Source organism: Parasutterella sp. St.1A3, from assembly GCF_059728705.1.
On record NZ_BAAGFK010000002.1, the window covers coordinates 228,465 to 246,663 of the forward strand.

16 protein-coding genes are annotated in these 18,199 nt (G+C 45.4%); 9 read left to right on the forward strand and 7 right to left on the reverse strand.

Going from position 1 to position 18,199, the window contains the following annotated elements; genetic code table 11:
• Positions 1–71: 71 nt before the first annotated feature.
• Both AC6I1F_RS12930 and AC6I1F_RS12935 read right to left on the reverse strand, forming a co-directional pair.
• On the reverse strand, positions 72–1,163 hold the full coding sequence (locus AC6I1F_RS12930) for a type II asparaginase (protein WP_497801820.1): 1,092 nt from the start codon (positions 1,161–1,163) through the stop codon (positions 72–74).
• Positions 1,164–1,245: 82 nt separating this feature from the next.
• Positions 1,246–2,256 carry a LysR family transcriptional regulator gene (locus AC6I1F_RS12935; protein ID WP_251452266.1) on the reverse strand — a complete coding sequence of 337 codons (1,011 nt, stop codon included), beginning with the start codon at positions 2,254–2,256 and terminating at the stop codon, positions 1,246–1,248.
• A 175-nt stretch (positions 2,257–2,431) separates the two neighbouring features.
• On the opposite strand from AC6I1F_RS12935, the gene AC6I1F_RS12940 reads away from it, so the two are divergent.
• Both AC6I1F_RS12940 and AC6I1F_RS12945 read left to right on the forward strand, forming a co-directional pair.
• On the forward strand, positions 2,432–3,871 hold the full coding sequence (locus AC6I1F_RS12940; RefSeq protein WP_251452265.1) for an aspartate ammonia-lyase: 1,440 nt from the start codon (positions 2,432–2,434) through the stop codon (positions 3,869–3,871).
• A 147-nt stretch (positions 3,872–4,018) separates the two neighbouring features.
• Positions 4,019–4,981 (forward strand): agmatinase, encoded by a 963-nt coding sequence (locus AC6I1F_RS12945; RefSeq protein WP_160335013.1) that lies wholly within the window; start codon positions 4,019–4,021, stop codon positions 4,979–4,981.
• 341 nt (positions 4,982–5,322) lie between these two features.
• Here AC6I1F_RS12945 and AC6I1F_RS12950 read toward each other — a convergent pair whose 3' ends face one another.
• Together AC6I1F_RS12950 and AC6I1F_RS12955 are read right to left on the reverse strand one after the other, a co-directional pair.
• Positions 5,323–6,288 (reverse strand): LysR family transcriptional regulator, encoded by a 966-nt coding sequence (locus AC6I1F_RS12950; RefSeq protein WP_251452262.1) that lies wholly within the window; start codon positions 6,286–6,288, stop codon positions 5,323–5,325.
• Positions 6,285–7,100: an alpha/beta hydrolase gene (locus tag AC6I1F_RS12955; RefSeq protein ID WP_301000485.1), complete on the reverse strand. Its 816-nt coding sequence runs from the start codon at positions 7,098–7,100 to the stop codon at positions 6,285–6,287. Before AC6I1F_RS12955 ends, AC6I1F_RS12950 begins: the two co-directional genes overlap by 4 nt.
• A gap of 176 nt (positions 7,101–7,276) precedes the next feature.
• On the opposite strand from AC6I1F_RS12955, the gene AC6I1F_RS12960 reads away from it, so the two are divergent.
• The 5 genes from AC6I1F_RS12960 (at position 7,277) to AC6I1F_RS12980 (ending at position 12,759) form a co-directional block, all read left to right on the forward strand.
• Positions 7,277–8,710, forward strand: coding sequence for a lyase family protein (locus AC6I1F_RS12960; RefSeq protein WP_160335016.1), 1,434 nt, complete (start codon positions 7,277–7,279; stop codon positions 8,708–8,710).
• A 14-nt stretch (positions 8,711–8,724) separates the two neighbouring features.
• Entirely contained in the window at positions 8,725–9,738 is a 1,014-nt protein-coding gene (locus AC6I1F_RS12965; RefSeq protein ID WP_251452260.1) for a lyase family protein, read from the forward strand.
• Positions 9,735–10,634, forward strand: coding sequence for a DMT family transporter (locus tag AC6I1F_RS12970; RefSeq protein WP_290432656.1), 900 nt, complete (start codon positions 9,735–9,737; stop codon positions 10,632–10,634). The genes AC6I1F_RS12965 and AC6I1F_RS12970 overlap by 4 nt, the downstream gene beginning before the upstream one ends.
• A 37-nt stretch (positions 10,635–10,671) precedes the next feature.
• Positions 10,672–11,637, forward strand: a complete 966-nt coding sequence (locus tag AC6I1F_RS12975; protein WP_160335019.1) for a LysR family transcriptional regulator — start codon at positions 10,672–10,674, stop codon at positions 11,635–11,637.
• Between the two features lie 303 nt (positions 11,638–11,940).
• Positions 11,941–12,759 carry an SLC13 family permease gene (locus AC6I1F_RS12980; RefSeq protein WP_497801815.1) on the forward strand — a complete coding sequence of 273 codons (819 nt, stop codon included), beginning with the start codon at positions 11,941–11,943 and terminating at the stop codon, positions 12,757–12,759.
• A 62-nt stretch (positions 12,760–12,821) separates the two neighbouring features.
• Here the strand turns inward: AC6I1F_RS12980 and AC6I1F_RS12985 are convergent, their stop codons facing one another.
• Positions 12,822–14,633: an IS1634 family transposase gene (locus AC6I1F_RS12985; RefSeq protein ID WP_160336414.1), complete on the reverse strand. Its 1,812-nt coding sequence runs from the start codon at positions 14,631–14,633 to the stop codon at positions 12,822–12,824.
• Positions 14,634–14,794: 161 nt separating this feature from the next.
• Between AC6I1F_RS12985 and AC6I1F_RS12990 the strand changes: the two genes are divergently transcribed.
• A complete protein-coding gene (locus tag AC6I1F_RS12990; RefSeq protein WP_497801816.1) occupies positions 14,795–15,325 on the forward strand; it encodes an anaerobic C4-dicarboxylate transporter family protein in 531 nt (176 codons plus the stop codon).
• A 51-nt stretch (positions 15,326–15,376) separates the two neighbouring features.
• Here AC6I1F_RS12990 and AC6I1F_RS12995 read toward each other — a convergent pair whose 3' ends face one another.
• Positions 15,377–16,357 (reverse strand): LysR family transcriptional regulator, encoded by a 981-nt coding sequence (locus AC6I1F_RS12995; protein ID WP_251452254.1) that lies wholly within the window; start codon positions 16,355–16,357, stop codon positions 15,377–15,379.
• 184 nt (positions 16,358–16,541) lie between these two features.
• Between AC6I1F_RS12995 and AC6I1F_RS13000 the strand changes: the two genes are divergently transcribed.
• Positions 16,542–17,513 carry a DMT family transporter gene (locus tag AC6I1F_RS13000; protein ID WP_497801817.1) on the forward strand — a complete coding sequence of 324 codons (972 nt, stop codon included), beginning with the start codon at positions 16,542–16,544 and terminating at the stop codon, positions 17,511–17,513.
• Positions 17,514–17,617: 104 nt separating this feature from the next.
• Here the strand turns inward: AC6I1F_RS13000 and AC6I1F_RS13005 are convergent, their stop codons facing one another.
• Positions 17,618–18,181 carry a 6-pyruvoyl trahydropterin synthase family protein gene (locus tag AC6I1F_RS13005; protein WP_160335023.1) on the reverse strand — a complete coding sequence of 188 codons (564 nt, stop codon included), beginning with the start codon at positions 18,179–18,181 and terminating at the stop codon, positions 17,618–17,620.
• Between the last annotated feature and the right edge of the window lie 18 nt (positions 18,182–18,199).

Consider the following 18,199-nt stretch of genomic DNA (forward strand, 5'->3'; position numbering starts at 1 on the left):
CATTATTTTCATAAAAAAGTGAGGCCTGTCTAAAAGACAGGCCCGCGGCTTTTGGGAATCAGATGACCAACTTAGTACTTGCCGAACATTTCAGCAATCTTTGCGGGGTCATTCGTCTTGGTTAATCCGAGCTGCAGAAGAATTCTGGCTTTCTGAGGATTAAGAGTTCCAGCATGAACAAAACCTGCTTTATCCCAAGCTTCTGTCGATTCAATCGTCGGACCGTTCGGAACACGTGCAGCCCGAACTACGACAATACCTTTTTTGGCTGCATCGTAGAGTGCCGCTTCAGCATTCTCATGAATCGAACCGTTGCCTGTTCCTGCGTGCACAACACCTTTTGCTCCGTTAGCAACTGCAGCTTCTGCCATCTTGCCATCGTCGTTGACATGTGAGTAGATAATATCAACACGCGGAAGATCTTTAAGCTCGGAAACATCAAACTCTGTGTCCTTGGTATGCTTACGGGTTGTCGCCTTGTAGAAAACGGGACGGCCATTTTCAAAGTAACCAAGGTAGCCAAGTTCAGGACTTTGGAATGTGTCCACTCTCAGAGTATTGGTCTTCTGCCCGTCACGGGCGCCGTTAATCACATCGTTCATTGCAATCATAACCCCACGACCTTTGGCGTCCTTAGAGGCCGCCAAATTAACCGCATTCAGAATATTAACCGAACCGTCTGCAGAAATTGCTGTGGCAGGGCGCATGGCTCCGATCAAAATAACCGGTTTATCCGACTTAGTCACAAGATTCAAAAAATAAGCTGTTTCCTCCAATGTATCCGTACCATGGGTAATAACAACCGCATCAACATCCGGTTTAGCCAAAAGCTCATTCACTCGCTTAGCAAGCTTGAGCCATATCTCATGAGTCATCGATTCAGAACCAATATTGGAAATCTGCTCCCCTTGGACGTTGGCAACCTTATGAATTTCTGGTACTGCATTCAAAAGCGTCTGAATCCCAATTGCTCCTGCCTTATAACCTGTCATTTGAGTATTGCTCGCGGCTGAGCCTGCAATGGTTCCGCCAGTTGCAAGAATACAGACGTTTGGCAGCTGTGCCTTTGCTGCGTGCTGTGTAGGTGCCTGCGCGAAACACGAACCAGCAACTCCGGCAATAAAGGAACTGCTTACAAAAATTGCGGCGATGGTTTTCTTCATCATAATTTTCTCCTGAGAAAAGACAATTCATCATGTCACTATTTGTAATGCAGTTAAACCAAAATTGGTTTAAGTTATACTTTCAATAAGATTCGTTTATCCCTGAAGCGCATTTTCCATACAGGTTCTGAATTGGGTAAATTTTCATAAATCGAGAAAGTTCCGGAGTCCTCGAACGAACAAGATCGGAAAAAGCCCCTATTAAAGCTTGCTCCACACATTTCTTTACGCATGCTTTCACAAACTCAGACGGTTCTTTTTGCCATCGGACCCAATAAGTCCGCTTTATATCCATTCCGGGCAGTTTATAAAGACTAACGTCTGCGAGAAAGAAACCGGAACTCCATAAATTCGTGGGCGTGATGATGGACCATCCGTTAAGTTGGCTCACAAGTCCAACCAGCAAATAACTGGTTGAAACTGAGACCTGCTCACTGACCTCCAGGTTGAGAGAGCGAATAATTCGACGAACCTGAACTCGGTCCGAACTCTCTTGGTTATACTCAATGAGCGGATGAGAGGCGGTAAAGCGCTTTAAATCGTCGAGCGTGTTAATTGATTCAGTTCCTCTCCGAGCAACAAGAATATAGTCCTCTTCAAGAAGCGCCCAACCATAAAAATCTTCCAGTTCCCCCGGCGCAAGCGGAGAAAACAAAACATCAATTCTGTCATCGTTCAATAACTTGACCATTGGTTTTGTCAGGCCTGAGGCAACTTCCAAATCTTCGACCTCTTTTTCCAGAGCTGCAATAAGCCAAGGGCCAAAAGAACCGGCTGCAGACTCCCCCAGACCCAGACGTAAAGAACTCACGCGTTCCCTTTGATCTTCCATTTTCCGGAACAACCGTTCATTTTGCTCCATGAGATAGGAACCTAACTCCGCTAGTCTTCTTCCGGAGGCAGTCAGCACCAGAGGTCGCGTATCTCTCTCAAATAATTGAGTTTTAAGAGTCTGTTCTAAAGCCTTGAGATTCTGACTCACTGCAGAAGAAGAAATGCCAAGAATTTTAGCTGCCTGCTTCAAATAGCGCTCCTGCGCCGTCACAAGAAATATATGCAGCTGCACCAAGCTCAAAATTTTATCTTTCTCCATCAAAGATCCGCTCCAGTCTATGGCCTTTTAACATGTTTACATGATCATTTGTACTTTTATATTGAGTTAAGTATTACTTAATTTAAACACTTTTCTTTCTTATCATAATTGATAACATCAAAAGATTATCTGAAACTATAAGCTCATTAAACAGAATCCCTCAAGGAGTCAAAGTATGAGCAAATATCGCATTGAACGAGATTGTCTCGGCGAAATGGAAATTCCTGATAACTGCTACTACGGAATACAAACAACTCGCATGATGGGCGTATCCGGATGTGCCAACCTTCCGGTCAGTTTCTTTCCTGACATGCATAAGGCATTAGCCCAAATCAAAAAAGCAGCAGCCCGAGCAAACAGCAAAATCGGTGCCATGAATGACGATATCGCAGAAGCTATCGCTCAGGCCTGTGACGAAATCATCGAGGGAAAGTTCGCAGATCAGTTTCCTCTTGATATGTGGCAAGGCGGAGGCTATACCTGTGTCAATATGAATATCAATGAAGTAGTCGGCAACAGGGCTAATGAAATCCTGACCGGGAAAAAGGGTTCAGACAGAGTTCACCCAAATACACACGTCAACATGGGGCAATCTACAAACGATACGATTCCGTCGGCTACTCATCTTGGCATGATTGCTCGCTTTGACGAACTGATCCGCGAATTAGGGTTGCTCTCAGTATCCCTTCGAGCAAAAGAGAGAGAATTTAAAGATGTAGTCAAGGTCGGCCGTACCTGTCTCCAAGATGCCCTTCCCTTAACACTTGGTCAGGAGTTTGGGGGATATGCGTCTGTCATTGAACGTCTTAAAGGCCAGGCAGTTTCAATGCGCGCAGGCTGCTTTGAAATAGTCATGGGCGGTAGCGCTGTTGGAACCGGATTCAGTGCAGAACCAGGCTATATGGACGCATTTTATGCAGAAATCAGCGAACAATGCGGGCAAACCATCACACCGATGAAAGACCTGTTTGACGGATTCCAAAATGCAGACTTCATCGTAGAAGTTTCTGGTCTGGTTAAAAAAGTTGCCATGACACTTTCAAAGATCAGCAAAGACTTGCGCATCCTCGGATCCGGCCCCCGTTCAGGACTCATGGAAATCAACCTCCCTGCACTTTCTCCCGGCTCCTCCATTATGCCTGGAAAAATAAATCCAACCGTTCCGGAAATGGTTATTCAAATCTCTCATCAGGTTGCGGGCAACGATGTTGCTATTTCGATGGCCTATGACGAGGGAGAACTTGATTTAAATGTGTGGGATGCAACATTCTACAAATGCCTCTTTGAAAGCTTCCAGCTCGTGAACGCAGAGCTTCCGATACTACGCAAACACTGCATAGATGGAATTACAGCAAATAAGGAACGCTGTGAGAAAGAGGCAAACGCCTCAATTGCACTAAGTACCGTGGTTGCGGCAGCACTTGGCTATCCACTTGGAGTGAAAGTCGCTCATTACTGCGAAAAAAATAATTTATCCGTAAAAGAAGCGGTCGTCAGAATGGGACTTATGACTTCGAAGGAAGCAGATAAGCTCGTCAATCCTATGCTCATGACGAACCCTAAGGCAGCTGCTCAAGCTGTCGCAGAATTCAAGAAAGAGAAACATCTGATTTAGCCGCATATTCGCATACAGGCCGCTGAGCTTACTTTTCAGCGGCCTATTATTATTTACGACTAATCTTACACGAGTAAAAATTAATTTTAATTGTGCTCCTATTTAGAGTTCCTTATTCTGGCTTCATGCCAAACCAAGGAGCATGAAATGCCAAAGAAAATTCATAATCTGCCGATTACCGGTATTGCCAGTTTCGCAAAGTACCCTATTTGTACCGATCTTGACCAGCTTGATGATGTAGACGTTTGTGTCATGGGGATTCCCTACGACATGGGTGCACCCTACTTGAGCGGAACCAAATTCGGTCCACGCCGTATCCGCGAGGTTTCCTGCCACTACGGCAGAGGCGATGCCGGTTTCTGGGATCCCGAAAGACTGACTCAGTACCTTGAGGCTCCTGTGAAAGTAGTCGACGGCGGCGACGTTGATATGGATCCAATGGACTTCCACGCCAGCTTTGATAATGTCCGCGAAGCGGCGCGCAAAATTATCTCCAAAGGTACTCTTCCGGTCTTTATGGGAGGAGATCACTCGGTAACGATCCCAACTGCACAGGCCTTGGATATGTACGAAGATCTCTGCGTTGTCCAGTTTGACGCTCACCTTGACTTCGGAAAAAGAACGTGGACAAACGGCTCTCCGATGAGAATGATCTCCGAGATGCCCCATTTTACTAAAATGTGCCAGATTGGTATGAGAGGCCTCGGAAGCAATACAAGAGAAGATTTCCAAGCTGCTTATGACTACGGTTCTGTCGTCATTCCCTCTCGCAAAGCGCTTTCTCTTGGTGCCGAGGAAGTCATTAAGATGATTCCTGAATCAAAGAACTACTTTGTGACGATTGATATCGACGGCTACGACATGAGCACTGCACCGGGCGTAGGCTCCCCCTCTCCCGGAGGCTTAAACTACAATTTTGTTACTGACGTGCTTGAAGGCATCGCGAAAAAAGGCAATATTGTCGCATTCGACCTAGTCGAAGTTGCCCCCCAATACGATCCGTCTGGAATTACCGCCCGCCTTGGCGCTATGACAATGCTGGCTTTTATGGGATTCATAACGAAGGAAAAAGAAAAGAGAGGCGAACTCAAACACCAGCAAAAAAAATAATCTGATTATTCCCCTATAAGTCGCTAAGACGACATAATTTCCATCGATGGAGAGCGGTCCCAGCGCTCTCCATCTTTCTATTATTTAACGAAGAAATAATGCCTCCAAGCGATAGTAAAAAAAAGTTTTGACCGCACTCTTTTTAAGCTCTAATGACTCCTTATCACGAGTGAAAAAGACAAGGAAAGATACGTGGGTAAATAAAATTTACTGCCATGAAAAACTTCGGGGATCGCTCAAAAATAAATCTCTTCTGTATCTAAACTCACAAGAGCACGATAACTCGGACCGATCGTTTTGAAACAGGGCGTCCAAGGTCCTTCGAAAATCTGATAAAGGTTTCATTTGAAAAGGACTAAAAATGAAGGATCCTCTTGCCTACGCTGAATTACTTTTTCAACGGACGAAATCAGCGTCCTCTTTACAATATCAAGTAGTTCATCCGAATAATTCCTGCGGGCCACTAAATATAGCCGACGTGTTTGGAGGCCGGTCGGAGGTGCCGCAATCTTCATGTCTCGTATACCTCTTTCCGAACCCAACAGTCCAAAAAAATGTGTAAAAGACCATCCCAGTCGGTTCGCAACTAGCGCATAGACAAAATAATTGCTCTGCGCTTCATATATCTTTGGGTACATAAGATTGTGCTGCAGCATAAAATCCTGCATCATCGATCCATCAGCTGTGTCTGCGGAATGATAGATAAGAGGAAGCCCCATTACTGACATCGACTGCCAGCTTAAGTCCTCTGGAACCTCGAATTCTTTGGGAAATATCAAGAACCAAGGGTCCTCATAAAGAAAAATCTTTTTTACATCTTTGTTGCTTTCTTCCCCGGCAATTACTCCAACATCCACATCTCCATTCAAAACAGATTTGAAGAGGCTGCCGCTTGGTCCCGATAGCAGAGAAACCACTCCTAATTTGTCCTTTAGTTCCTGACAGACCTCAGGGGCGACAAGACTGCCGACTGATTCAATCATTCCCAAACGAATCGCTGGTTTGACCCAATTGCGCATCCGAATTCTCTGAAGCATTTGGCGAATATCTTCATCGCTTTGCTTTATGGAAGAATACAGTTCCAACGCATCCGATGTAGGCTGAAGCGGCCGTGTATCCCTTTCAAATAAGGAAAATCCCAACCGCGACTCCAACAGAGCTATTGTCTGAGAAACCGATGACTGAGTGACGTCGAGCCTTTTTGCCGTCTCCGAAAACTTTCGTGTCTCGATCGCAACTAAAAACACGCTAAGAGCTCGAGAAAAAAGAGAATCCTGCGATAATTTATGGGTATCCTTTTGTTTCATCTCGTCAACTTATGCTGATTGAACCAAGAAAATAGCTTTACTCTATAAGGGGAAGCGTTGTCAGAAAAAATGCCTAGGTAGCGGCTTCCCTTCACGCACCATATTTCAGCTCCTTTAGGCAGAGCCTTGTCAAATCTGCGCTTTTCTCCATCCCGAATGAACTCATCTTTCCCCGGACGAAGAACGATCAACGGGCAGGTAACCTGGGAAATAATATCAATTGGCTGTATATCCGTAGCTATCAAGAGTCGCGCGCAGATATCTCCGATAACCGGACCATAACGATCCCGAATCCAGCCGCGCTGCGTCGCATAAACCGACTCTAAAACTACGGCTGCCACGTCTCGTTCATGACGGCTATAAAAGCGAAGCAATGCATCAGCGCCTACTCCTTGACCAAGAAGTATGGCCTTTTTCTTTCTTACAGAACATCCGCAAACCTTCTCCCAAACTAATTCCGCATCCAGAAGCATCCCTTCCAGGCTCAGCAAACCTTGGCTGCGGCCGCTTCCTCGATAGTCAAACATCACGACCGGGAGGCCGCCTTCGGCAAGAAAAGCCACTTGCTGCATGTTGTAGCTCATGTTGAATTGAGCAGAATGGAAGAAAAATACGAAAGGACTTTCATCAGAAAAATTGCTTAACCCCTTCGGAAGCAGAACTTCATAGGCTATGGCTTCGTGCTCCTTCAGTCTCTCCGTGTTCCTGATTTCGCCGCGAACAGCACTCAACCCATACAGAGAAGCGTGCCAGTACTGCATTGAATCCGTTCTGAAGAACATTGCTTCAACAACGTCTGAAAGAAAGCCCATAAAACCTCCCGAGAATATTGTTTTAGCAGGGGATAAATCCTCCATATTCCTGATTATCGGAGATTTCTCTTTAATAATAATTCTAATTTAGAATTATTATTATGCTTTTTATTCATTATTATTTTTCTCTTGAAGTATATAGTGATCAACAAATCAATAAATTCCAAGAGAGAACAATGAGAATAGAAAAAGATGCGCTAGGTGAAATGAATCTCCCTGATGACGCTTACTATGGAATTCAAAGCTTGCGCTGTGCTGAAAACCATAACGTCACGGATCACACTTTCCGAGAACTTCGACAAATTCAGACTGCCTTGGCCGAAATAAAAATGGCCTGCGCGGCGGCAAACTACCGAATTGGAGCTCTTTCTCAGGAAAAAGCAGAAGCAATTATCCACGCTTGCGAAGAAATGCGCCGGGGAAATTTTGCTGACCAATTCCCAATCAACATATGGCGTTCTCACGGAACCGGTGCAAATATGAATGCCAATGAGGTTCTTGCAAACCGAGCCAACGAGCTGCTAACTGGCCACAAGGGATACGATACTGTTCACCCCAACACCCACGTCAATATGTGTCAGTCCTCAAACGATGTATATCCAACTGTGCAGTCGATTGTATTTTATCGAATGATCGGAGATGTCCTCGACAGCGTAGAACTTTTAGAAAACAGCCTTGGACGGCGAGCTCTAGAGTTTAAAGATGCTGTTCGCTTGGGAAGAACCTGCCTTCAGGATGCCGTCCCAAACACTTTCGGTCAAGTGTTTGGGGGATGGCAGCACATGATTTGGCGCCTTCGTGTTCGGCTTCAGGATTTTAGAGAAGGCTGCCGCTCTGTACCGCTCGGAGCAACGGTCCTCGGAACCGGCATGGGCCAGATGCCCGGATATGGAGAGGCAGTCATGAAGGAGCTTTCCTCTGTTCTCGGCTGGCAAGTTTATTGGCCTGTGTGGGACAAAGAAGTAATTGAAGACAGCGCTGTTTTTGACAGTATGCAAAATTGCGATGAGACCATGGTACTTGCCGGTCTGCTTAAAGCTTTATGCTGCGCTGCCGCCAGAATCGCTAAAGATCTCTGCGTCTACGCTTCTGGTCCGGATCATGGATTTAACGAAATCTTCCTTCAACCCTACGAAGGTCGACGGCCGTCTTTTATTCCCGAACTGATGATCGAACTCATGCAAAGAAGCGTCGCATTTGATCAAGTTGCAACACTGACCGTTAATGAAAACGACGGAGATGAAGCAATCAACGACAGCGCAAGTTTTGTCAATGCGATGGAACTTCTTGAGTCAATGAAAAATGCTTTTGCCCTATTCTCCGTCCACTGTATTGATACTTTGAAGATTAACGAATCACATGCAAAAGAAAATGCTGAAATGTCAACTTCATTAGCAACAATGGTAAGTGCACTTTTTGGTTACGAGATCGGAACCAAAATTGCTCACAAAGCTTGGGAAGAAGGCATTTCCTGCAAAGAAGCGGCATTGAAAGAAGGATTAATTTCATCGGAAGTTGCCGATGAACTCTTTGACCCGCTTAAGCTCACTAATAGGCATGAACTCACAGCAATGTTCCAAAAATACGGCAATTTCAGAAAAATCAAGTAAAAAGGGAAAAGAAAATGGAACTTCCAACCCAAAGTTCATTGAACATCGGACCCAGAAAACTGTTAGATTATCCGGAGTACTTTCATCGTCTGCTCAGATGCTTGGAGACCTCGATCTCTAGCATTTCAACTGACCCTGTTTTCCTACAGCAGCAGCTCGAGCTTTTTGAACATGCCAAGGCCAATGAAAAAGCGATACTCCTTTCTCTCACAGAAGATGTGTTTGGGAATCTCGGAGAGGAAAGCCCTCGGATACTGTTGGAGCACATTTTCATCTCCTTTGGCGCTCAGTGTTCCCATGAACAAACTTTCAAAATAATAGCTGCATATATCCGCCAGTTCAGCATTCAAATCGATTTGCAGGCGCGAGCACTATGCGTAGATGATCTGCAGAATCTTCTTCTCGAAGAGACGAAACATATGTCTGATACGCTAAATATGCTCTCTAAACGCTTTGAGAAAATTGACGGCCCGATTCGGTCACATCTTATGGAGGCGGGAAAAACTGCACCTCTGAGTAAAACATTTGATATTTACGCTGCAGGCGTTCGTCAATCAATGCAAATGATCCGCCAGGCGAGCAAGAGCTATGGAGCGAACTGTGACCCGTATCAATGTGATTACCTTAATGATTCCTGCACACTTCTTTGTGTGCATGCTTCGATGCAGTCTCTTTCCACTCAATTGTGGCGGCTCGCAAGCGACCTAAGATTGAGAGCCACCGGTCCAAGAGGAGGATTTAAAGAGATCATTCTCCCTGCAGTAGCGCCTGGTTCTTCCATTATGCCGGGTAAACTTAATCCTGTTATGGCAGAAATGGTTTATTCAACCTCAGACCAAGTCGATGCAAATCACGCATCAATGTCTATGGCGATCAAGTCAGGCTGGCTTGAAAGCGCTGCGAGCAGCGGCATCATACTTCGGAATTTTATTGAAAGCAGTCGCCTTCTGAGAAGAACTATCAGAAGTTTCACAGACAAGTGCCTTGTAGGAGTCGTCCCAAACACCAAAAATAGAGTTATCTCATGAGCGCTCAGACTCAGTATCTAAAAGGGATCCTTCTTGTTCTCATCAGCGCTGTCTGCTTCAGCGTCAGCGGGACACTGCAAGCCCTTGCTCCCGAAGAAGCGACCCCATTTGTTATCACGGAAATGCGAATGATCATTGGAGCGGCTTTCCTTTTCCTTTGGTGTCTTTGCTTTGGCAAACTCCCTGCCTGGGGAGTTCGTATCCCATGGAGGCCGCTTTTCATCTGCGCGTTCTTTTTGCTTATTGGACAACTCTGCTTCTTTAGCGGCATGAAATTTCTCGGCGTAGCTGCTGGAGCAGTCATCTCGATTGGTTCAGCTCCGATATTTGCGGCTCTTTTTGCCTGGATTTTCTTCCGGATCACTCCGTCGTTTATTTGGGCTGCCGCAACTACGGCTGCAATCACTGGAGTAGTACTTATCAATGGTTTTAATCTGGATTCGTCCCGATTAACCTTTATCGGAATTCTTCTCTTGGACGGTCTGACTTACGCCGCTTATATCACCTACTCCAGCCGGATAAATTTCAATATAGACTCCGATTTTTGCGTTATGCTGATCCTATCCATCATCGCAATCGCTTTAAGTCCGGTTCTTTTCCTTTACCCGACTGAATGGGTTATCAGTTCATGGAGAGGTTTCGGTGTTTGTCTCGGCCTTGGCGTATTCACCGGAGGAGTGGCATTTGCTTTTCTAACAGCAGGCGCAAGACTTATAAGCTCAAATACTGCCTCAACTCTTTGTCTGGCTGAGCCACTCGGAGCAGTCTGCTGGGGAATCTTCCTTCTAAAAGAGCAATTAAGCATCTCTACTCTAGTCGGGGTCATGCTAATCCTTTGTGCCATCATCCTTCTTCTCTTTGACAAAACAGAACAAAAAGAGCCCTCTGTCGCTTAAGATAAGAGAAAAATCTTACTTTCCCGACAACGTCTCTATGGCCAAAGGTAATCCTTCTTTTACTGACAGCTTTTACGCATCAGAAGTGAACTGGAATATTTTCCTTGCGCTTGCACACTTCCGAAGCTATACAAGAACTGCTGCGTACTTCGGCTCTTCACAGTCGACAATAACAAAGTCGATCCAAAAGATGGAGAAGCATTTAGGATTTGAATTAATTAATAGAGAGAAGAGGCCTGTTTCGCTTACTCCTGAAGGACTTGCTCTGAGAGATGAACTCCTAAGTGCTTCAAAGCGAATCAACGGTGCACTGAATAAGATTTATCATAACCGACGCATCGCAATCGCACTGCGCTTTGGATGCGTTGAGAGCGCCTGTCGCTTTGTCATCCCCGACATTGTGATTAAAATGGGCCCAAAACTGGCAAAGTTCTCTCAGACTACGGGAAACTCACTGATCCTGCTTGAACAGCTTTTAAACGGTGAACTCGACATCGCTTTAGTTGCGTCAGATTTCTCGGATTGCGAAAACATCAGTCGAATTGAGGTATATCGTGAACCCTCTATTCTAGTCTTCCCTAACTCTGTCCCGGATCAAGACAATTGGACGTGGGAAGAGTTAAAAAAGTTACAAATCCCTCTGATTTTTTCTTCAGAAACTAGTGCTGCAGGCAAGCTTAACCGAAGTTTTCTTTCCCGAATGAAACTCTCTTTTGATAATCACTGCGAAATTGATTCAGACGAAGCGATGATAGGACTGATTGAGGCAGGATATGGCTGGGCAATCACGCGGCCTTCCACACTTTTCGCAGCACATCACCCACTTAGAAGTATTCGTGTAAAGAGGCTCCCTCCTCCAGGCTTTGACCGTCGGCTCTTTCTCATCGCAAAACAGGACAGCTTTAGTGAGGAACTCTCTGAAATTACAGCCATCTGTAAATCGAGTTTAGAAAACAAACTCAAAACCGCGGCAGAAAAACTGTTTTCTGTCACTTCACGCTAGAAGATTAGATATTCTTAACTTATCGTAAACATGCCGTTACGTTGATTGAATCCTCGCGACCCTCACTATATCTTGGGTGTGCTGTCTGAACCTTCAATGCATAAAAGGCAGCTTAAACAGACATAAGGCATTTTTATAGGGACGACTTATTTTCTTTTATTCCTAATGCCGTCTAAACCTAAAAAACCGAGAATTAAAAGGTACGGTACTTCCGTTTTATTCAGCGAATTTACCGGACCTTAACCCTCACTCAAATCAACCTACGGAGGATGAAGCCGGACCCAAGACGACTTCGAACTTACTATGATTACTTTAATTGAACTACTAATCGTGTTTGCCGCGATTTTCATGGGTGTACGACACGGCAGTCTCGCGCTTGGCTTCTGGGGCGGACTTGGCCTGATCGTTCTCGCCGTCGGTTTCGGAGTTTTCCCAACAGCTCCTCCAATCGACGTTATGCTGATCATCTTGGCAGTTTGCATGTGTGCTTCCTGTATGGAAGCCGTTGGCGGACTTGAAATTTTGGTCCGCATCGCTGCTCGTGTCATTCGGGCTAAACCAAAAATGGTTGGAATTATTGCTCCGGTTGTCAGCTTTTTCTTAACGTTCTTTGCTGGTACCGGAAATGCCGTTTACGCCATTCTTCCGGTTATCTACGAAGTCTCCTATAACGCGGGGGTTCGCCCTGAGAAGGCGATGGCAGGCGCAGCCGTTGCAGGTCAGGTCGGTATTACCGCAAGCCCGATTGCTGCGGCCATGGCAGCCATGATTGGCCTCTTTGCACAGAATGGCCACGGTGAAATCGGCTTAGGCTCTATTCTTATGATCACTTTCCCTGCCTGCTTGATCGGCGTTGTTGTTGGTTCTGCTATCTGCATGCTTTTCGGAAAAGACCTGAAGAACGATCCTGCCTACCAGGCCCGCCTCAAGGCTGGTCTCGTATTACCTCCTGAACCGATCTCCAATCACAAGCTTCCGCCTCAGGCAACTTATTCTGTCTTTATCTTCCTTGGCGCTATCATCGTCATCGTTCTAGCTGGTTTCTTCCCAGAATTGCGAGTTCTTCCAGGACAGACCAAAGCTGTCGGGATGTCACTTGTCATTCTCGTCTTTAGTTTGTAAAAATGAAACAAAACCCTCTTAATTCAGAGGGTTATATCATTTTTTGAGCAGACAAAAGTCACTTATATTGGCAATCTGACTCCGAGACGCTTTGTAATATCAACCACGGTGGTGAGTGTTGGGAGTGGTTCAACCCCAAAGACAGCCATCACTTTTTCGGCTTCTTGGTTCAGATCCACGCTCTTAGAGTAGCTGCTTTCCGGTTTCTCCAGCTCTTGTTCTCCCGTTTTAAGGTACAGCTTCACCTTGTTTTTTACCCCTTCAATCGGAGAGACTGTCGGAGACATCAGTAATTCAACCATCATCTCCGGAGAGTACTCTATAGCTGCCTCACGAAGCTTAAATGCCATGAACCTCTCCAAAGCCAATGCCAGAACACAAACAACAAAGTGCCCCCTGATATGTGCCTCTGTTCTTACATAAATCGGTCTCGTACACAGTACTGACTTCATTACTCGGAAGCAGTTCTCTATCTTCCATAATTCTCTCAGTCTCGAGTAAATCTCCTCATCACTTAAGTCTTCGCAGCAAGTAATCAACCCGTAATAGCCTGCAAATCTTATTTTCCGTTCATAAAGCTCACGGTTTAGTTCATAACGCTCCTCTTGAGCTTTTTTATCCGGATCCGACTGCTTTACTCTTTTCAGAAATTGTCTCGAGCCTCGTTTAAATGAGGCATCAATTCTGCCGCTGCCGGCGCTCATCATCTTCTTAGCTTGCTCCCATTGCAAATTTAATTCCTTCATGTCGTGGGCATACCGCTTAGCCGACCAAGTCACTATCAAACGCGGGTTAACAACCTCTCGTGATTCTTTTTGTTTAACCGCTTCAGGACAGTCCATTGTCTTCATCTTCCATGACATCTCGCCTGTTTCTGAATCAAATTTATATTTCCAGCCGTCCTCGCTAAACAAGTTATCCAACTCTTTGCTGCTGAGCCGGTGAAGACTGTGCGCCACGATAAAGGCACAGTCGTTTTCAATCAGCTTGGAAAGATTCTCTTTGCTGTTAAGTCCTCTGTCAGCCACAACGATGGGTTTGCCCTGCGGACATTTCTGCCGGAACGACTCAACAACCTTCATTAAAGTTTTAACTTCTGCCGTATTGCCGCGATAAACTTCATAGTCCAGAGGAATGCCGCAGCGATCAATTAATAAACCGAGAAGAACCTGTGTCTCATGAGTCCGGTGCTCTTTACTCATGCCTCTTTCGCGTAAACAATCAGGTTCAAAGCTCTCAAAGTAGAAAGTGGTTACGTCATAAAAGACTAAGGAACAATCCCGCGCAATTTCCTTGGATACAGCTTCATCAAGTTTTTTGATGATGGTCGTTTTAGAAGCAGCAAGAATGTCTAAAGCTTCGTAGTGTTGATCCAGTGATACAGAGTCAAACTTGAACAAATGGCGCGGACATTGTCTTCTCATTCCCCGCCGGCTCATGGGACTGAGAATACGGCTGGCCACTTGATAGAACACGGCCAAATCTAAATCCCAAGAAAGTTTTCTGTTGTATCCGGCCTTACGGAACCATGCGTTTAAGCCAAGCTTTTCCCAGACTTTTCGTATGGGAGCCATCCCGTAATGCAGCCGAGGAGCTGAGGCAGCTGCCGAAGAATCAGAAACCGCAGGCGCAATCCGCCGAACCGCAGCCTCTTGGAGTTGTTCTGCACGTGAGGCATCCGAGCGCAGAGCTTTGACTCTGTCTTTTAAAGATTGAAGGTAGTTTGGATCCTCCTTCATTTTTTCAGAAATATCTCCTAAAGCTTCCAAAGTCCGAGAAGAGTTCTTGCGGGTAACCGGGTCTCGAAAGGTTTCGATGATGCTGGCGTAGTAGTGAGAACCTCGTTTGTAGTGCTGCAGAGTAATTGTAGGCATAGACTCTCCGGAATCAGATTTTTACTCATTATATCATAAAAGTAAAACCTAAGCATAATATAAAGCAAATATAAGTTAAATTTATCTTCTAAAAAAATGGGAACAATTAAGCAACCACGGGGGTTGGGGAAGAATTTACGAGGCTAAAGACAGGTGTCGGGATGTCACTTGTCATTGAATCAGTTATGCTCGCCGCTGGCGCCATCATGATGCTTTTGTGCAAGCCTGACGTTAAAAAGATCGTTAAGAGCCCTGTTCTTGAAGCCGGTATCGTATCTCTGGGCTGCGTGTTTGGCGTCGCCTGGATGGCAGACTCCTTCATTGCTGCTAACAAGGACGTCTTTATGTCTGTTGCCGGCCAGCTCGCTCAAGCAGCCCCCTGGCTCTTTTCCTTCATCCTTGCCGGTATGTCTGCATTGCTGGCCAGTCAGGGAGCTACAACCAGAGCAATCATGCCTCTTGGCTTTGCTCTCGGAATTAACCCCTGGTACCTCATCGCAATGTTCCCGGCTGTTAACTGCCTGTTTATCCTTCCGACCTCTGGTCCTGCGCTTGCCGCTGTTGGTATGGATAGATCCGGAACCACTTACATCGGAAAATACGTGATTAATCATTCATTCCAGCTTCCCGGAATTTTGATGGTTGTCATCGCTGTTATCTCAGCATTCGGCCTCGTTTCACTCGTTGCATAGCATTCTGAGATAACTACTTGAGCCTGGTTTATACCAGGCTCTGTTTTTTCGTTAAATTGTGCCCTCGTGAAGTTGAATATGTTCAAGAAGCGCCGGACACACTTTCTCCATCTCAGGAAGAATTTCTTTCTTAAAAATCTGGCAAATAAATCGATAAATCTTTCTGGAAATTATCTCGAAGACGGGATCATTATAAAGAACGTAATACCTGCGCGTCGCCTCATTAGTAAGTCTAATAAATTCAACCTTGTCAATATATTCCCTCGCCATCCACATACTAAGCGGCGGCAGAATCGACCAACCTTTTCCTAATGCAATCAGATTAATCATCGCAAAATTTGTATCAACCTCAATCCTTCTCGTGTCCATGAAATGCAAGGATCGATAAATCCGTTCAGACTGAACGAAATCAAACGTCTCTTTTCCAAATCTCAGATAAGGTAAGTTACCGACTGCAGAAATAAGATCTTGAGTACACAAAATCTTCCTGCGTTCCGCCAGAGGCTTGGGAAGAATAAATAGAAACCTTTCTGTTAAAAAATGAATGGCATGCGTCTCATCCAAGTCCTCCATAGGATCAGAAGAAAGAGCTATATCTATATTTTTTTGTCTCAACAGGCTGGAAACAAAAGGCGTTGATCCGCACTTACCGGATAAATTTTCCGTGATCTCAAGAAGGTCATTCATTAGCAAAGGACTAACACAAGCTCCCATACAATCAGAGAAACCAAGCCTAACATCAGGCTTTTTCCCTTCGATAGAATTTTGGACTGACCGAGCTAGATCATCTAACTGTTCCAAAATCAAAAACGCTCTATTCCAAAGAAGCCTTCCAGCAGTGGTGAGCTGCATCGGACGTCTATCTCGATCGAAAAGAGCAGAGCCTAACTTATTCTCAATTTTCTTTATTGCCGCAGAAACCGCAGGCTGACTGATTCCGAGAGTGTCAGCAGCGCGAGTCATATTGCAGTCCTTTGCAGTCTCAAGAAAAATTCTGAGAGAGGGAATATCTAGATTAGTCTCTTTAGCCATGATCTCAACCTAACAGGGAAAAATAGACAAAAAATTCCTCACATTATCACTTCCTCAAATTTATTTGAGGAACAAAGCTGAGTACATAAAAATAAGGCCATTTTATGAAGGTCGATCAATGTCTTATATATCGCTTCATTGCTTCAGACCTTTTCGCTAATTTCTCCTTCGAAAGGAGAAAAATATGCTTTTTGGGGTCAGTCTTGGACTAAGCGCCTGTGCGCTGTGGGGCTTTACCTATCTACTACCGCTTTTGCTTCCTCAGTATCCAACTACATACATATCTATCGCAAGGGCCATTGCTATGGGACTCACTGCAGTCGTCGGCTTATATCTGCAGCGGCAGTATCTCGCTAAAGTCACTCGATCAGATTGGAAGTGCGCCTTTTGGCTAAGTTTAGTAGGTAATCTTATTCAGCCATGGTGTTTGTTCACTGCAGTTCTTTACTCGGGTGTTGCACTTGCCGCAACTTTCTTTGGCCTTATCCCTGTCCTTGTCGCTTTGATTGCAAATGAAAGGGATCGTAAAAAAGGCAAACTCTTTCTTCCGGTAAGAAGACTAACGATCCCGCTGGCCATGATGCTGGCCGGACTATTCCTCTCAAACTTTGACGGACTTATACAAACGATATCAAATTTCGAGGAGCATCCGAATTTTTTTATCGGAATAATTTTCGCCAGCGCCTCAACAGCGATGTGGACATGGTATCCCATTCGCAATGCCGACTGGCTGTTGGATCACGCGCAGATCAGCCCGGTCTTCTTTGCTAGTATGCAGTGTTTTCTTCTCCTGCCTTTTGGTATCTTAGCCTACATAATTTTATGGTGCGCCTCGGGAGATCTAGAAGGTTTTTTAGGGCCTAAACCGATTGATTTCATCGGATGGTCCTTGTTTGCCGGCATCGTATGCTCCTTTGGTGCCACCGCACTTTGGAACGCTATGTGCCAAAAAGTCCCAACCGCAATCGCTGGGCCCATGCTTGTCTTTGAAACGATCTTCTCCGTAGTGTGGGGATGCGTTTATGCAAGCGAATTACCAAGTCTCACGCTTTTCGTCGGAATGGTTTTATTGGTAAGCGGAGTGGTCTATGCGCTGACGCTATTCAACTCACTTCAGAAAAATGAGATAAGCGACCTTAACCGCTCGGAGCTGTAAGTCCATAAAAATTACCCGGCGTTTAGCTCTCACTATTCGCCGGGAAATGTTTGTCGGAAAACGCGTCTCGTTTTCCGACTTCTTCTTATTGTTACCCTAGTAACTTACTTGTGATATCCGCACTTGGGGCAGGCGCCATGCTCGTCAAGCATGATACCGCAGAGCGGGCAGCGGTCTTTAGAGCCGTGTGTTGCAAACTCCTGTGTCGCCGCATTAACACCGCTTGTAAATGTGATCTTGGCAATGTTGAGCTTGTCTTTGAGAAGGTCGTAAACAATCTTAATCATGCCTTCAACGGTCATGGTCTCTTTGGTCACCACCAGTCGGCATTCCGGATAGCAGGTGATCAAATCAGTCTTGATCGCTTCACCTTTCATTGTGTTGGTCGGAGCGCCGTTGCGAATGCCCTGCTCTTCATAAACATTGAGAATCGCTGGAAGAAGCGGATCATCCTCTCTCAGGATCAAAGCGTGGTCAAAGTTCTTCAGAACCGCCCAAGCAGTTTTCTGAATCTCATTACAGGGGAAAACCATGTTGACACCCGGTTCAACAGAATCCTCGACTTCGATTGTCAATACACCGGTATGGCCGTGCAGATACTGCGCCTCTCCCTGGAAGCGATAGAAACGGTGAGCATACTGAATGTCAAAACTGGTGATACTTCTCATTTTTAATCCCCAAAAAAA

Coding starts and splice junctions, on each gene's coding strand:
- AC6I1F_RS12970 (WP_290432656.1), top strand. CDS start 9,735: ATGAGCGCTCAGACTCAGTATCTAAAAGGGATCCTTCTTGTTCTCATC.
- AC6I1F_RS12985 (WP_160336414.1), bottom strand. CDS start 14,633: ATGCCTACAATTACTCTGCAGCACTACAAACGAGGTTCTCACTACTAC.
- AC6I1F_RS12995 (WP_251452254.1), bottom strand. CDS start 16,357: ATGGCTAAAGAGACTAATCTAGATATTCCCTCTCTCAGAATTTTTCTT.
- AC6I1F_RS12935 (WP_251452266.1), bottom strand. CDS start 2,256: ATGGAGAAAGATAAAATTTTGAGCTTGGTGCAGCTGCATATATTTCTT.
- AC6I1F_RS13005 (WP_160335023.1), bottom strand. CDS start 18,181: ATGAGAAGTATCACCAGTTTTGACATTCAGTATGCTCACCGTTTCTAT.
- AC6I1F_RS12930 (WP_497801820.1), bottom strand. CDS start 1,163: ATGAAGAAAACCATCGCCGCAATTTTTGTAAGCAGTTCCTTTATTGCC.
- AC6I1F_RS12945 (WP_160335013.1), top strand. CDS start 4,019: ATGCCAAAGAAAATTCATAATCTGCCGATTACCGGTATTGCCAGTTTC.
- AC6I1F_RS12940 (WP_251452265.1), top strand. CDS start 2,432: ATGAGCAAATATCGCATTGAACGAGATTGTCTCGGCGAAATGGAAATT.
- AC6I1F_RS12990 (WP_497801816.1), top strand. CDS start 14,795: ATGTCACTTGTCATTGAATCAGTTATGCTCGCCGCTGGCGCCATCATG.
- AC6I1F_RS13000 (WP_497801817.1), top strand. CDS start 16,542: ATGCTTTTTGGGGTCAGTCTTGGACTAAGCGCCTGTGCGCTGTGGGGC.
- AC6I1F_RS12960 (WP_160335016.1), top strand. CDS start 7,277: ATGAGAATAGAAAAAGATGCGCTAGGTGAAATGAATCTCCCTGATGAC.
- AC6I1F_RS12980 (WP_497801815.1), top strand. CDS start 11,941: ATGATTACTTTAATTGAACTACTAATCGTGTTTGCCGCGATTTTCATG.
- AC6I1F_RS12965 (WP_251452260.1), top strand. CDS start 8,725: ATGGAACTTCCAACCCAAAGTTCATTGAACATCGGACCCAGAAAACTG.
- AC6I1F_RS12975 (WP_160335019.1), top strand. CDS start 10,672: ATGGCCAAAGGTAATCCTTCTTTTACTGACAGCTTTTACGCATCAGAA.
- AC6I1F_RS12950 (WP_251452262.1), bottom strand. CDS start 6,288: ATGAAACAAAAGGATACCCATAAATTATCGCAGGATTCTCTTTTTTCT.
- AC6I1F_RS12955 (WP_301000485.1), bottom strand. CDS start 7,100: ATGGGCTTTCTTTCAGACGTTGTTGAAGCAATGTTCTTCAGAACGGAT.